Here is a 13,554-nt window from a genome sequence, read left to right on the forward strand (position 1 = left end):
GGCAGGTGCAGCGCGACCAGCTGGGTCGGCAGCACGCGCGGATCGTTACCGAGGCCGGCGACACGCGGATCCACCGCGACGGCGGCCGCGAAATTCAGCGCCGCCAGCCATTCGGCAAGCGAACCCGACGCATGCGCCACTTCGAAAGCGGCGCGTGCGTAGGGACGAGCGAGGGTGAGCGCCTGGGCCATGATCAGATCTCGGCAGCGAGCTGGTCGAGCAGGGCCTTGTGGGCCGCCGGATCGATCTCGCGCTGGACGATCTTCTCGGCGCCACGGACGGCGAGCGCGCCAACCTGCTCGCGCAGCTGCTCACGTGCACGTTGGGCCATCGTCGCGATCTCGTCCTGGGCCTGCGCCTTCAGACGGTTGATCTCTTCGGTGGCTTCGGCGCGGGCCTTCTCGAGAATCTGGTTGCCCTGCTGCTGGGCCTTGTCGATGATCTCGGTGGCTTGCAGGCGGGCTTGCTTGATCTCGACGGCGACCTTGGCGTCGGCGTCCTTGAGCTCGGCGCGCGCGCGCTCGGCGGCGGCCAGACCCTCGGCCACCTTTTTCTGGCGCTCTTCGATGGCACCGTTGAGCTGGGGCCAGATGAACTTGGTGGTGAACCAGACCAGGATCGCAAAAGAGATCATCTGGCCCAGGAAGGTCATGTTGATTTCCATGATCTCTCCGAAAGACTCCGAACGCTTGGGTACTGACGATCGCCGTGACCGCGTGGGTCACGGCGACAAGACGAACGGCTGCTTAGCCGCCGACGGCGGCGCGCACGACACCGACCAGCGGGTTCGAGAACGCGAAGAGCAGCGCCACGGCCAGGCCGATGATGAACGCCGCGTCGATCAGGCCGGCGAGCAGGAACATACGGCCCTGCAGCAGCGGAACCAGTTCCGGCTGGCGAGCGGCCGACTCGAGGAACTTCGAGCCCATGACGGCGATACCGAGGCAGGCGCCGAGCGCGCCGAGGCCGATGATCACGCCGATGGCGATGGCGGTCATGCCCTGGACGTGGGCGAGAAGCGAGGCGAGTTCCATGGTGTTCTCCTGGGATATACGAATAACGAAAGGGTGGAAACGAAAGGGCTTGGAATCGAAGTTCTAACGTCGGTGCGGTGAGTTAGTGGTGTTCCCGCGCGGTGGCGATGTAGACGATCGTGAGCATCATGAAGATGAACGCCTGCAGGGCGATGATCAGGATGTGGAAGATCGCCCACGCCGTGTTGAACACGACGCCAGGCACGAAGCTGATCCAGCTCACCATCAGACCGGCAATCAGCATGAACACCAATTCGCCGCCGTACATGTTGCCGAACAGTCGCATGGCGAGCGACACCGGCTTGGACAGGGTTTCGACGACGTTGAGAAGGAAGTTCGGGATCACCAGCACGAGCTTGGCGATCGGGTTGTTCGCATGGAACGGGGCCGTGAGCAGTTCCTTGCCGAAGCCGAAGCCGCCCTTCGCCTTGATGCCGTGGCCGATGACGATGAACAGCACCGCGACCGAGAGACCCACGGTGGTGTTGATGTCGGCGGTGGGCACCATGCGGAAATAGGTGTGGTGGGCGGCTTCGTCACCGGCGAAGGTATGCACCAGCCAGCCGGCGAGGTCGACCGGCAGCAGGTCCATCGCGTTCATGAGGAACACCCACATGAAGATCGACAGCGCCAGCGGCGTCACCGTGCGGCGGTCGCCATGGAAGGTGTCCTTCACCTGCGTGTCGACGAACTCGATCGCCAGCTCGACGAGGGCCTGGCCCTTCGACGGCACGCCGGACGTGGCCTTGCGCGCGAACAGCCAGAACCACAGGCAGAACGCGGCGCCGAGGACGAACGAAATGATGATCGAGTCCGCACGGAGGTTCCAGAACCAGAAATGATCGGCGCTGAAATTCACCGTCATGTGGTTCAGGTGGTGCTGGATGTATTCGGTCAGACCGCCTTGCGGTTCGCTCGCCATGCCTCAACCCTTGAATCTGAATGCAAATACGTTGACCGCGTAGCCGGCCACCAGTCCCACCAAGGCGGGCAAGGGTGGCAGCTTCCACTGAACCAGGATGAGCGCCAGTCCACCTATGAGGACGATCCAGCGAAGGATCATTCCCACGAGGAACCTCATGAACGTCGCTCCCGCTCCACCCAGCGCGCTGAACGCTCGCGCGGCAAGCAGCGCGGTAGCGATGGCGACGACCAGGGCACCCCCGAAGGCGGCCAGCGCGGCTGGACGACCTTGCAGGGAAAAAGCGAGTCCCGCTATGACGGCCACCACCAGCTGCGCGATGACGATGCGCATGGCGAGGTGACGACCGGCTGCAAGACTGTTGAGCAACGCGAGGCTCCCGTGGTTTCGCTCGAAGGCGGCACCAGATGGTTCAACGGGCCACGGTTTAATCTGGAAAAGTATACCAGTGCCGTAAACGACGGGACAAGCGACGAAAGGCCATAACCACCCGCCGGCGCGACCATCCGTCGCGTCGTTGGCGAGGAGACGCGGTCGGTCAGGCCCGGGCGGGGCGGCCTGCCGATGCGCCGGGCGACGTGATCGTCCACGCAGCCGACGCGATCCGCCCGAGGCATCGGGCAAATTCGGCGTAAGCGTTTACATGGGACATCGCGGCAACCGTCGGGGAACGGGGAGTGCCGGAGTGTAGACCCGCCTCCGACAACGCGGCAACCGCGAATTGTTGCGCAGGCAGGTTTCCGCCTGGAGCCGTGGCTCAGGCGGAGTATTCGGCGCCGGAGGTACAGGTCTCGTGCACCACGACCTTCGCCAGGCCGGGCACCTCCGCCCGCAGGCGTTCGAAGATCCAGCGTGCGAGGTTCTCGCTGGTCGGGTTCTCCAGGCCTTCGATGTCATTGAGGTAGTGATGGTCGAGGCGATCGTAGAGCGGCTGGAAGCGCGCCTTGAGGTCGCCGAAATCCATCACCCATCCCAGCACCGGGTCCGTCGGGCCTTCGACGTGCAGTTCTATACGGAATGAATGGCCGTGCAGGCGCGAACATTTGTGCCCTTCGGGCACATTCGGCAAGCGGTGGGCCGCTTCGATGTTGAACGTCTTGAATATGCGCATGGGGACGGCGTCTTTCACGGATGACTCCACATTGTAGCGGAGGGCGTGCCGGCGGCCCTCCGGAAGTGGTATTCACGACGGAGGTCGCAGTTCGGCATATCCGCGGCCGCGATTCATGGACTTTTCATCGGGAAACGGTTGCAGTGGTAACTACAACGGGTGAAGCGAAGGGGCTTCACCGGCTTCCCACGCGTACATTCAGGAGGCATCGATGTGCCTTGCTAGTGATTCGCTCGACGGCTCGCACACCTGCGGGCTGGCCGAGGAAGTATTCGCCGCCTTGCCCTGGCCCTGCGTCGTCTGGCGCCACGAAGGCGGCCGCGCCGTGATGGTCAATGCGGCCTTCCAGCGCGAATTCGGCATGACCGAGAGGGGACGGGCCGGACCGGCATGGTTGGAGGAGCATCTTCATCGCACCGACCACGCGGACGAATTCATCTTTCGCGACCGGCATGCGCCTCCCCGCCGCTATCGACTCACCCGGCAACTGCTCGACGTGCCGCCCGCGGCCTTCCATGCGGTCTTCCTGATGCCCCTTCCGGACGACGAACCCGGCAGCGAGGAGCCGGCGGCGAACGTCTTCGCCAGCCTCCGCCCCGATGTCTCGCTGACCCGCCGCGAATCCCAGGTCCTGGACGGGATCATGGGCGGCAAGCTCAACAAGGTCATCGCCAGCGAGTTGAACATCAGCCCGAAGACCGTCGAACTGCACAGGGCGAACCTGATGGCCAAGCTGCGCGTCCACAACGTGGTGGAGCTGGCGCGGGCGGTCCTGGACACGCCACCGCGCGGCGAGGGCCTTCCGCTGGTGGAACGCGCGTCCTGATCCGGGATGGCTGGCGAGACGGCCGGCGTCAATGCCAAAGAGGGTCCACCTCCCAGTGCTGATGCGCGCCCATTTCATCCTGATAGCGAGGTGACGCCAGGATCGGCCGCAGGAGTTCCGTCACTCTGTCCCGCCATGTATCGACGTGCCCCTCACCTGCGGCACGAAGGAGCTTCCTGATCACAAGCAATACGTAGAACGTTCGGTTGGCATGCCGCAGCACTTGCCTGTTCCAGGCAGGAGAGTTGGTGATACGCCTCGGCGTAACGCCTAGCTGCCAATTCCAGAGCCTGGAATGGTGCGCGCACCTGTTTCGAACCACGCTCAAAGCATGAAACCAGCCCGGAAGCACCGCCTGATGAACACCGAAGTGCCGGGCTACCGCCCTTTGATCCGGATTCTTCATGCTGGCGAGCATTCTGGACAGGGTGCCAAACGACATCACTTCGCTTGCCATCCAGATCGGCAGGTCCGGAAATCCCTCGTACTTTCCCGCGTAGCTACGTACGAACAATTCCTGCGCCCGGCCAGCTTCTGCGCGAACCGTCGTCAACCAGCCGGCGTGCTCGCCCACCCGCCGCTCCGCGGCAAAGTTAGCCACACTTACATGACCAAACGGCCCGTAGAGATGCCCGAATTCGTAGGTGATGGCTGTGCGCAGAGCAACCTCCAGCCGTTCGACCGCATCGAGGACCAGCAATCGAAGCTGGCGATCGAACTCGTAGAGGCGAACAGCTTCGTCAAAAGATGCGCCCGGTTCGAAATTATCGCTACCTGGAAGGCGAAAGCGAAACAGATATCCGGCCACCCGGTAATAGCTGACCCGGCGTAACACCCCTAGCGCGGCCTGTTCGTCGCCAACGTGCAACCCTCTGACCCTCATGAGTTCCAACTGATCGACGAAGGTCAGAGCCTCCTTTGGATACTGCACACGCGTCTCCCGCGACCACCACGCTCCAGGCAAAAAAAACCCGCCTGGTTACGCAAGCCGTGAGGCTAGAAGCGTGGCGGGTGTGTTGACCGAAGTTTATCTCCGGCTGGACGAGCAATTGTTAAGACCACTACCCGAAGCGGCGATCGACGCAACTCCGGAAGCAAATACGCCCCAGGAGCCGTTGAGGCCGCCTGAGGCGCATTGCAACACGTATGGTGGCTAGAGGCGGGCTCGAACCGCCGACCTCAGCATTATGAGTGCCGCGCTCTGACCAGCTGAGCTACCTAGCCATGGAACCTGGTCGTTCACGGGCGGACCCGCGAAGGCCGGGCAGTTTAATCGGCGCAGGCTTCCCGTTCAAGTAGCGCCTTGCCCGCGCTTCTCACGCTGTGGTTGAATCGGGCGCATCGAGCGCATCTGCGGACGCGCCGAACTGGTTCGTGGAGGGCGGATGATCGACGCTGATGGCTATCGACCGAACGTGGGGATCGTGCTCCTGAACGGAGACGGCCGCCTGTTCTGGGCGCGCCGCGTCAATCGCGACGGCTGGCAGTTCCCCCAGGGCGGCATGCGCAGCGACGAAACGCCGCTGGAGGCCATGTACCGCGAACTGGAAGAGGAAACCGGCCTGCTCGCCCAGCATGTGGAAGTGCTGGCGGAAACCCGTGGCTGGCTGCGCTACCGGCTGCCGAGCCGCTTCGTGCGCCATCACCAGCGCCCCACCTGCATCGGCCAGAAGCAGGTGTGGTTCCTGCTCCGCCTGAAGTGCGGCGAGGACGCGTTCCGCCTGGATGCCTGCGAGAAACCCGAGTTCGACCTGTGGCGCTGGGTCGACTTCTGGTACCCGGCCAATCACGTGGTGAACTTCAAGCGCCAGGTCTACGAGCGGGCGTTGCGCCAGTTCGCCCCCACGGTCGAGACGGTGTGCTCGGTGACGATCGGAACCTGCCCGCAGCAGGCCGAGGCGGAGCGGTTGGCCCGCGGCGGGGAATGACGGCCGCCAGCTGGCTGGCGGCCCCTTCACATTCGTGTAGTTGACAATCGTTCGCATTCGCGTTCGAATACGCGCCATGTACATCTGCATGTGCAACGCCGTCACCGACCACGCCATCCGCCGCGCCGCGGCCGAGGGCGTCGAATCCTTTGCCGAGCTCCAGGCCCGCACGGGCTGCTCGGACTGCTGCGGGGCCTGTGAGTCCGAAGCCCGCCAGTGCCTGCGCGAAGCCGTGGCGGAAACGCGTTCCGTGTTCACCTTCCTGCCCTCGCCGGCCTGACGCGCGCCGCGTCCATTCGCGGACGCAAACCACCTTCATTCTCGTTACGTCATGCCCATGCCGGGCCACGTATAGTCGTGCCCTGCACACTCAGGGAGACCCCTCATGAAGGGCGACGCGAAGGTCATCGAATACCTCAACAAGGTCCTCTACAACGAGCTGGCCGCGATCAACCAGTACTTCCTGCATTACAGGATGTTCAAGGACTGGGGCTACAACGAACTCGCCAAGCACGAGTACGAGGAGTCGATCGAGGAGATGAAGCACGCGGACAAGCTCATCGAGCGGATCCTCTTCCTCGACGGCCTGCCGAACCTCCAGCACCTGGGCAAGCTGCGCATCGGCGAGAACGTGGTCGAAGCCCTCCAGGGCGACCTCGACCTCGAGATGCTGGCCACCAAGGACCTTCGCGAAGCGATCGCCTACAGCGAAGGCATCCACGATTTCGTCAGCCGCGACCTCTTCAAGTTCATCCTGGGCCAGGAAGAGGAGCACATCGACTGGCTGGAAACCCAGTTCAGCCTGATCTCCGACATCGGCCCCGAGCGGTACATGCTCAGCAAGGTCGGATCGCTCCACGACTGATCGAAGGCCGCCGCGAGGCGGCCTTCTCCGTTATGGGGAGCGGTTCCTTGACCGTAGGGGAAGACGGGGGATATACCATCGGCGTCTTCACGTCTTCTCCACGGTATCGTCCATGGCTTCACGCCCACCGCCGCGTTTCGTCGTGCGCTCGCTCGACGACGCGGCCAGCGAGCGCCGCAAGCGCCTCGTCCTGACCGGTACCTGGGCGCTCAGCCTGGTCCTGGTGGCCGTGGGTACCTGGTTTCTGGCGGCCCGTGGGCCTGCCGCGGTCTCCGACCGCGGCGGCGTTCGCCAACTCGCCGCCGACAACGAAGACCTTCGCCAGCAAGTGGCCAACCTGCAGCGCTCCGCGCAGGTGGCGGACATCGCGGCGAAAGAACTCAAGCGCAACATGGCCGAGCGCGACGAAGAGATCAGCGGCCTGCGCACCGACCTCGCCTTTTACTCGCGCCTGGTCGGTGGCGGCGGCCAGCGCGACGGGCTGAAGATCCAGGGTGCCCGCATCGCGTCGGTGAAGGGCACGGCGAACGCCTGGAACCTGATGATCACGCTCACCCAGAATGCGCGCCGGGGGGAATTGGTGAAAGGCTCACTGAAACTGGCGGTCGAGGGCATCCAGGACGACAAGGTCGCGACGCTCGAGGGCGCGGCGCTCGGCCAGGGTGCGCAGACGACGGGACTCCCCTTCTCCTTCAAGTATTTCCAGCAGATCCAGGGCAGCTTCACCTTGCCGGCGGGCTTTAAACCCACCCGCCTGCGGCTGGTCGCCGACATCACCGGCGACCAGTCCGTCACCGGCACGGTGGCGTGGACCGATGCCCTGCGCAACGACGAGGCCAACGATGTTCAGCAATAACCGGAAGAACCAGGCTCCCGCCGTGGGCACGACCGCCACAAGCCTTATCGCCCGTGGCGTCACCCTCCGCGGCGACGTCCTGTTCAGTGGTGCGTTGCACCTGGACGGAACGGTGGAGGGATCGATCCATGCCGATCCTTCCGGGGACGGCGTGCTCACGATCAGTGAGACGGGTCGTGTCATCGGCCATATCGAGGTGCCCCAGGCCGTGATAAACGGTGGCGTCACCGGCGACATCGACGTCACGGAGCGCCTGGAGCTGGCTCCCCTGGCCCGGGTGGAGGGCGACGTGCGCTACCAGGTCCTGGAGATGGCGGCCGGTGCGCAGGTCAACGGCAAGATGGTGCACCGGGCCCCGCAGACGGTTCGCCAGCTGGCCCAGGCGGCGATCGAGGCCGCCCCGGTCCTCAGCGAGGCTTGACCTGACACGGAACGGCGCCATTATGAGCAGCATGAATAACCCATTTCCCATGGCCCCGAGTTCGGCACCGGACTATCGGTCCGCGGGCGCGCCGCTCGTCTTCACCGAAGCCGCCGCCCGCAAGGTGCACGAGCTGATCGAAGAGGAAGGCAATCCGGGCCTCAAGCTCCGCGTGTACATCAGCGGCGGTGGCTGTTCGGGCTTCCAGTACGGTTTCACGTTCGACGAGGAACAGGCCGAGGACGACCTGGCCGTGTCCCGCGAAGGCGTGACGCTGGTGGTCGATCCGCTTTCGCTGCAATACCTCACCGGCGCGGAAATCGACTACGCCGAATCGTTCAGCGGATCGCAATTCGTCATTCGCAATCCCAACGCGAAGACCACCTGCGGCTGCGGCTCCTCGTTCAGCGCATGACCGGTCGGTGGGCGTGAGCGTCGAGCAGGAGCGGGACAAGGCGGTCGCCAGCCGCGCCCGCGAGAACGTCTTCGCCGGCATCGACATCGACCGCATGGCCGAGCGACGTGACGACCGCCTCTGGGTCGAGGAAACGGAACGCTCGCCAGGCACGCGTTTCCTCGTGCTCGACAGCGAAGGCCAGGCCTTCGTCCAGGCCGAGGCGGATATGCCGCACTGGATGACGCCGGCGATGCGTTCCGAGCGCTTCGGCGACCTTCCCTCCACCCTGCTCGGCCTGGCGAACGACAGCGCCTGGTTCACGCTCGTGGTCGACGAAGCGCATGCCGAACTCTTCATTGCCCTGACCGGGGCGCGGCGCATGTCGCTGCGTGAGGCCGGACTGATTCTTCCCGCCTTCGAAGCCGGCCTGTTCGCCTATGCGAAGGGCATCACCCATTGGCAGCGGCAGACCCGGTTCTGCAGCCAATGCGGGGCGCCCACCCTGGTCGTGGCCTCGGGCCACCGCGTGCAGTGCACGAACCCAGACGGCCCGCACATGCATTTCCCGCGTACCGACGCCGCGATCATCGTGATCGTGGAAGACGGCGACGCCTGCCTGCTCGGCCGCCAGCGCGGCTGGCCGCCCGGCCGTTATTCCACGCTGGCCGGCTTCATCGAACCCGGCGAATCGCTGGAAGACGCGGTCAAGCGGGAGGTGCGCGAGGAATCCGGGGTGGAAGTGCTGCACGCCACCTATCACTCGTCGCAACCGTGGCCGCTGCCCGCCTCGCTGATGGTGGGTTTCACCGCGACCGCCAGAACACGCGAGATCCGCCTGCGCGATGACGAACTCGAGGATGCCCGCTGGTTCACCGTCGACGATATCGTCCAGGGCATGACCTCGGGCTCGCTCGGCGTGCCGCCGCCGCTCTCGGTGTCGTACCGGCTGATCGAACACTGGCTGGGCCTGCGCGGCGTGCACCTGGATGAACTGGTCGCCAACGCGTCTCGTCGCTGACGGCGACGCTTCGCCTACAATCGGGGCAACGACTCGCGGATTCCCCGACACCATGGCTCTACGTCTCCTCGCCGTCCTCATCGCCCTCGTCGTCGCCTGGAGCGTCCCGCAGCTGGCTCGCTGGCGCGACGACCGCTGGTTCCGCCATTGGGTGAACCGGCTGAGCGATACGTCAGGTCCGGGACGCGTCGCCGTGGTGCTGCTGGTGCCTGTCGTCGCATGCGCCATCCTCGCGGGCATCCTGCGCTCGCTCCCCTTCTTCGACCTGGGCTGGCTCGCCTTCGCGGTGATCGTGCTCGTCTATGCCCTCGGCCCCCGCGAGATCGAGGCCGACATCGATGCGGTCCTGCGCGCGCCGGACGCCCTGCGCCGCGACGAAGCCATCGCTGCCCTGCGCCACGACGACGCGCCGCTGACATGGTTCGCCCCCGTCATGGTCGAAGCCGCGTTCTACGGCGCCCTGCGCCGGCGTTTCGGCGTGTTGTTCTGGTTCTTCCTGCTCGGTCCCTGCGGCGCGCTCGGCTATCGCCTCGCGCAAATCCTCGGCCGCGAGGCCGCCCTCGCACTCGACGCCGCCACGCGCAACGCCGCGCGTCGTGTCGCCGACGCGCTCGATTGGATGCCGGCCCACCTGATGGTCTTCGCCATGGCGCTGGTGTCGGATTTCGACGCCGTGATGGGCGCCTGGAGGCAGTGGCATCACACCTCGGGCAGCCCGCGCTCCCGTCTCGAACCCGACTTCCTCGGCGCTGTCGCTCGCGCCGGCGTCGATGCGGACGTGGAGGCTGGCGACGGCTACGTGCAGGACGTGAGCGATCCGATCGCGGAACTGGAGGACGCCCGGCGCGTCATCCGTCGTGTATTGATCGTGTGGCTGGCCGTGGTCGCGGTGATCGTCCTGGCCGCCTGGTTCGCCTGAAGCCGGCGATTCGTCAGGGCTTGTCGCCGCGGAGTTCGATGACGCGCGCCTCCAGCACGGCCGCGTTGGCATCGGCCGCGGGGAGCGGCGTACCGCCCACCAGTTCGATCCTCGACCAGAAGCGGCGAGGAAGGCGTGCCCGGCGCAGCGCGCTGTCGCGGCGACTGAAGATGCTACCCCACATGCCACGCAAGGCCAGCGGCACCACCGGCACCGGCCGGCGCGCGAGGATGCGATCGACACCCGGGCGGAAGTTCTGGATCGTGCCGTCGCGGGTGATGCCGCCTTCGGGGAAAATGCAGACCACTTCGCCGTTCGCCAGTGCCTCGTCCACATGTTCGAACGCGCGTTCCATCAAGGCGGGATCTTCATTGCGCCCGGCGATGGGAATCGCCCTTGCCGTGCGGAAGACGAAACGGAGGATGGGCAGGTCGTATATCTTGTAATACATGACGAATCGCATCGGCCGGCGCACGTTCGCCATGAGGATCAACGGGTCCATGAAGCTCACGTGGTTGCAGACAACCAGCGCCGCGCCTTCGTCGGGCACGTTCTTCAGGCCGTCCACGCGAACCCGATAGAGCGTGCGCACCAGCACCCAGGTGATGAAGCGCATCATGAATTCGGGCACGAGGGTGAAGATGTACACCGCCACCGCGACGTTCACGATGCCCGTGATCAGGAAGATGGTGGGAACGTCCAACCCCAGGGCGGTCAAGCCGATGCCGAAACCGGACGCGACGCAGATCAGCAAGGCATTGACGATGTTGTTGCCCGCGATGATGCGCGACAGGCGCTCGCGCGGCGCGCGGCTCTGCACGAAGGCGAACAGCGGCACCACGTAGAATCCGGCGAAAGCGCCGATCATCGTCAGGTCGAGCATCACCCGCCATGCGCCCGGCGTACCGGCGAAGGCGAGCCAACCCAGGCCCGCACCCGGCGTGACCATCGGGCGCGCGAAGAACAGGTCCACGGCGAACACGGTGAGGCCGAACGCACCCATCGGTACGAGGCCGATTTCCACACGCCTGGCCGAAAGCTTCTCGCACAGCAGCGAACCGATACCCGTGCCCAGTGAAAACAGGGTCAGCACCAGCGTATTCACCGAGCCATCACCGCCGAGCGTGTGCCGCGTGTAGTTCGGCAACTGCGCGATCATCACGGTACCGAAGAACCAGAACCACGAGATGCCCAGCACGGCGTTGAACACCGCGCGGTCTTCATGGGTGATCTTCAGTACGCGCCAGGTTTCGCTGAACGGATTCCAGTTGAAACGCAGGTCGGGGGCCGTCGCTGGCGCGATCGGGATGGAGCGGCTCACGGCATAACCCGTGCATGCGATGGCTATCGTGGTGAGCGACGCGGCGAGCGTGCCGTAGCCGGCGATCAGCATCAGCGAGTTGCCGAGGATCATGCCCGTCAGCATCGCGAGCTGTGTGCCCGTCTCCACCAGGGCGTTGCCGCCGACGAGTTCGCTACGCTCCAGCGCCTGCGGCAGAATCGAGTACTTGATCGGCCCGAACACGGTGGAATGCACGCCCATCAGGAACAGGACGACGAGCAACAAGGACACGTGGTGGGTGAAGAACCCGATCGCCGCGATCGCCATGGCGGCGATCTCGAACAGCTTCACGAAACGGATGATGCGGGTCTTCTCGAACTTCTCGGCAAGCTGCCCCGCCGTCGCGGAGAACAGGAAGTACGGCAGGATGAACAACGCCGGCGCGAGGTTCGTGTAGAGCGATACCTGCGCATCCGGCAAGGCCATCTGGAACGCCACCAGCATGACCATCGCGTTGCGGAACGCGTTGTCGTTGAAGGCGCCGAGCGCCTGGGTCCAGAAGAACGGCGCGAAGCGGCGCTTGGCGAGTAGGGAGAACTGCGACATGCCGTGGTCCCTGCGAAAAGATGGACGCCAGTGTAGCCGAGCGCACCGGCGCCCCTTGGATCAACCGCGTGCCAGCGCCCGATGGGCGATATCGTGGCGGTAGAAGCCGCCGCGGAAACGGACGGCACCCAACGCGGCGTAAGCTTTCTCGCGTGCCTGGACCAAGTCGTCGCCAAGCGCGCATACCGTCAACACGCGGCCACCCGCCGTGACCGGCTTGCCGTCCGTTCCTTCCGATGTCCCCGCGTGGAATACCTTCACGTCCGCACCGAAATCGGTGTCGGCGCCTTCGATGGCGTCGCCGGAACGGACCTTGCCCGGATAGCCTTCCGCGGCCAGCACCACGCCGAGCGAAGGACGGCGGTCCCACGAGGCCGTGGCCTGGGCGATCCGGCCATCGAGCGCCGCCTCGACCAGGTCGACCAGGTCCGAGGTGAGCCGCAACATGATCGGCTGGGTTTCCGGGTCGCCGAAACGGACATTGAACTCGATGACCTTCGGTGCGCCCGCCTTGTCGATCATCAGCCCCGCGTACAGGAAGCCGATGAAGGGAGCACCGTCCGCGGCCATGCCGGCGAGCGTCGGCTCGATGATGTCGCGCATCACGCGGGCGGACACCTCATCGGTGACCACGGGCGCGGGCGAATAGGCGCCCATGCCGCCCGTGTTCGGGCCTTTGTCGCCGTCGTCGCGGCGCTTGTGGTCCTGGCTGGTGGCCATCGGCAAGGCGTTCTTGCCATCGGCGATCACGATGAAGCTGGCTTCTTCCCCGTCGAGGAATTCCTCGATCACCACGCGTGACGAGGCATCGCCGAAGGCTTGCTGGCCAAGCATGTCGTGCAGCGCCGCCTCGGCCTCGTCGAGGGTCATCGCCACCACCACGCCCTTGCCCGCGGCCAGGCCATCGGCCTTGATGACGATGGGCGCGCCCTGCTCGCGAACGTGCGCCAACGCGGGCGCCAGTTCGGTGAACACGGCGTAGTGCGCGGTGGGAATGCGATGTCGAGCCAGGAAGTCCTTCGCGAACGCCTTGCTACCTTCGAGCTGTGCCGCCGCGGCGCCCGGACCGAAGCAACGCAAGCCTTCGCGCGTGAAGCGGTCGACCACGCCCGCGACCAGCGGCACTTCCGGGCCCACGACGGTCAGGCCCACGGCTTCGCGCTTCGCCAGCGCCACCAGTCCATCGATATCGGTCACCGCCACGGCTTCGTTGCGCATGCCCGGTTCGTGCGCCGTGCCGGCGTTACCGGGAGCCACGATCACTTCGTCCACGCGCGCGGATTGGCCGAGCTTCCAGGCCAGCGCGTGCTCGCGCCCGCCGCCGCCGATGACGAGGACTTTCATGGGGTATCTCCAGACATTGAACCGC

At 65.3% G+C, this 13,554-nt stretch carries 18 protein-coding genes and 1 tRNA gene; 9 read left to right on the top strand and 10 right to left on the bottom strand.

From position 1 onward, the window contains the following. From ACR9ZJ_RS01070 to queD, 6 genes are all read right to left on the bottom strand, one after another. Nucleotides 1-191: F0F1 ATP synthase subunit delta (locus ACR9ZJ_RS01070; RefSeq protein ID WP_481286568.1), on the bottom strand; the 191-nt coding region annotated here is incomplete at its 3' end. Nucleotides 192-193: 2 nt separating this feature from the next. Then, the gene (locus tag ACR9ZJ_RS01075) at nt 194-664 is read right to left on the bottom strand and encodes a F0F1 ATP synthase subunit B (RefSeq protein WP_481281833.1); all 471 of its coding nucleotides are present in this window, start codon (nt 662-664) and stop codon (nt 194-196) included. 82 nt (nt 665-746) lie between these two features. Next, on the bottom strand, nt 747-1,034 hold the full coding sequence (gene atpE / locus ACR9ZJ_RS01080; RefSeq protein ID WP_089975626.1) for a F0F1 ATP synthase subunit C: 288 nt from the start codon (nt 1,032-1,034) through the stop codon (nt 747-749). An 82-nt stretch (nt 1,035-1,116) separates the two neighbouring features. Beyond that, nucleotides 1,117-1,956, bottom strand: a complete 840-nt coding sequence (gene atpB, locus ACR9ZJ_RS01085) for a F0F1 ATP synthase subunit A (RefSeq protein WP_481281834.1) — start codon at nt 1,954-1,956, stop codon at nt 1,117-1,119. 3 nt (nt 1,957-1,959) lie between these two features. Next, nucleotides 1,960-2,325, bottom strand: coding sequence for an ATP synthase subunit I (locus ACR9ZJ_RS01090; protein ID WP_306848233.1), 366 nt, complete (start codon nt 2,323-2,325; stop codon nt 1,960-1,962). A gap of 388 nt (nt 2,326-2,713) precedes the next feature. Beyond that, nucleotides 2,714-3,067, bottom strand: coding sequence for a 6-carboxytetrahydropterin synthase QueD (gene queD / locus ACR9ZJ_RS01095; RefSeq protein ID WP_481282735.1), 354 nt, complete (start codon nt 3,065-3,067; stop codon nt 2,714-2,716). A 211-nt stretch (nt 3,068-3,278) separates the two neighbouring features. Here queD and ACR9ZJ_RS01100 point away from each other — a divergent pair, with 211 nt between their 5' ends. Next, nucleotides 3,279-3,893 (top strand): LuxR C-terminal-related transcriptional regulator, encoded by a 615-nt coding sequence (locus ACR9ZJ_RS01100; protein WP_481286569.1) that lies wholly within the window; start codon nt 3,279-3,281, stop codon nt 3,891-3,893. A gap of 28 nt (nt 3,894-3,921) precedes the next feature. Here the strand turns inward: ACR9ZJ_RS01100 and ACR9ZJ_RS01105 are convergent, their stop codons facing one another. Together ACR9ZJ_RS01105 and ACR9ZJ_RS01110 are read right to left on the bottom strand one after the other, a co-directional pair. After that, complete coding sequence (locus ACR9ZJ_RS01105; RefSeq protein WP_481286570.1) at nt 3,922-4,824, bottom strand: Abi family protein; 903 nt, start codon at nt 4,822-4,824, stop codon at nt 3,922-3,924. A gap of 216 nt (nt 4,825-5,040) precedes the next feature. Then, nucleotides 5,041-5,117: transfer RNA gene (locus ACR9ZJ_RS01110), tRNA-Met, on the bottom strand. A 161-nt stretch (nt 5,118-5,278) separates the two neighbouring features. Here ACR9ZJ_RS01110 and ACR9ZJ_RS01115 point away from each other — a divergent pair. From ACR9ZJ_RS01115 to ACR9ZJ_RS01150, 8 genes are all read left to right on the top strand, one after another. Continuing rightward, complete coding sequence (locus tag ACR9ZJ_RS01115) at nt 5,279-5,821, top strand: RNA pyrophosphohydrolase (protein ID WP_429198413.1); 543 nt, start codon at nt 5,279-5,281, stop codon at nt 5,819-5,821. Between the two features lie 76 nt (nt 5,822-5,897). Then, nucleotides 5,898-6,101: a (2Fe-2S)-binding protein gene (locus tag ACR9ZJ_RS01120; protein WP_481281836.1), complete on the top strand. Its 204-nt coding sequence runs from the start codon at nt 5,898-5,900 to the stop codon at nt 6,099-6,101. Between the two features lie 105 nt (nt 6,102-6,206). Beyond that, nucleotides 6,207-6,686, top strand: a complete 480-nt coding sequence (bfr, locus tag ACR9ZJ_RS01125) for a bacterioferritin (protein WP_072323582.1) — start codon at nt 6,207-6,209, stop codon at nt 6,684-6,686. Nucleotides 6,687-6,798: 112 nt separating this feature from the next. Then, on the top strand, nt 6,799-7,542 hold the full coding sequence (locus ACR9ZJ_RS01130; protein WP_481286571.1) for a DUF6776 family protein: 744 nt from the start codon (nt 6,799-6,801) through the stop codon (nt 7,540-7,542). Next, nucleotides 7,529-7,963, top strand: coding sequence for a bactofilin family protein (locus ACR9ZJ_RS01135; RefSeq protein ID WP_481281838.1), 435 nt, complete (start codon nt 7,529-7,531; stop codon nt 7,961-7,963). Before ACR9ZJ_RS01130 ends, ACR9ZJ_RS01135 begins: the two co-directional genes overlap by 14 nt. A gap of 49 nt (nt 7,964-8,012) precedes the next feature. Then, nucleotides 8,013-8,378, top strand: a complete 366-nt coding sequence (gene erpA, locus ACR9ZJ_RS01140) for an iron-sulfur cluster insertion protein ErpA (RefSeq protein ID WP_371023634.1) — start codon at nt 8,013-8,015, stop codon at nt 8,376-8,378. Nucleotides 8,379-8,391: 13 nt separating this feature from the next. Then, the gene (gene nudC / locus ACR9ZJ_RS01145; protein WP_481286572.1) at nt 8,392-9,378 is read left to right on the top strand and encodes an NAD(+) diphosphatase; all 987 of its coding nucleotides are present in this window, start codon (nt 8,392-8,394) and stop codon (nt 9,376-9,378) included. A 52-nt stretch (nt 9,379-9,430) separates the two neighbouring features. After that, nucleotides 9,431-10,297, top strand: a complete 867-nt coding sequence (locus tag ACR9ZJ_RS01150) for a beta-lactamase induction protein (protein ID WP_481286573.1) — start codon at nt 9,431-9,433, stop codon at nt 10,295-10,297. A 13-nt stretch (nt 10,298-10,310) separates the two neighbouring features. Here ACR9ZJ_RS01150 and ACR9ZJ_RS01155 read toward each other — a convergent pair whose 3' ends face one another. Beyond that, nucleotides 10,311-12,185 (bottom strand): MFS transporter, encoded by a 1,875-nt coding sequence (locus ACR9ZJ_RS01155; RefSeq protein WP_481286574.1) that lies wholly within the window; start codon nt 12,183-12,185, stop codon nt 10,311-10,313. Between the two features lie 60 nt (nt 12,186-12,245). Beyond that, nucleotides 12,246-13,529: a phosphoribosylamine--glycine ligase gene (purD, locus tag ACR9ZJ_RS01160; RefSeq protein WP_481286575.1), complete on the bottom strand. Its 1,284-nt coding sequence runs from the start codon at nt 13,527-13,529 to the stop codon at nt 12,246-12,248. Nucleotides 13,530-13,554 lie beyond the last annotated feature (25 nt).

It is taken from the genome of Luteibacter sp. KNZ12-1A (assembly GCF_056755675.1).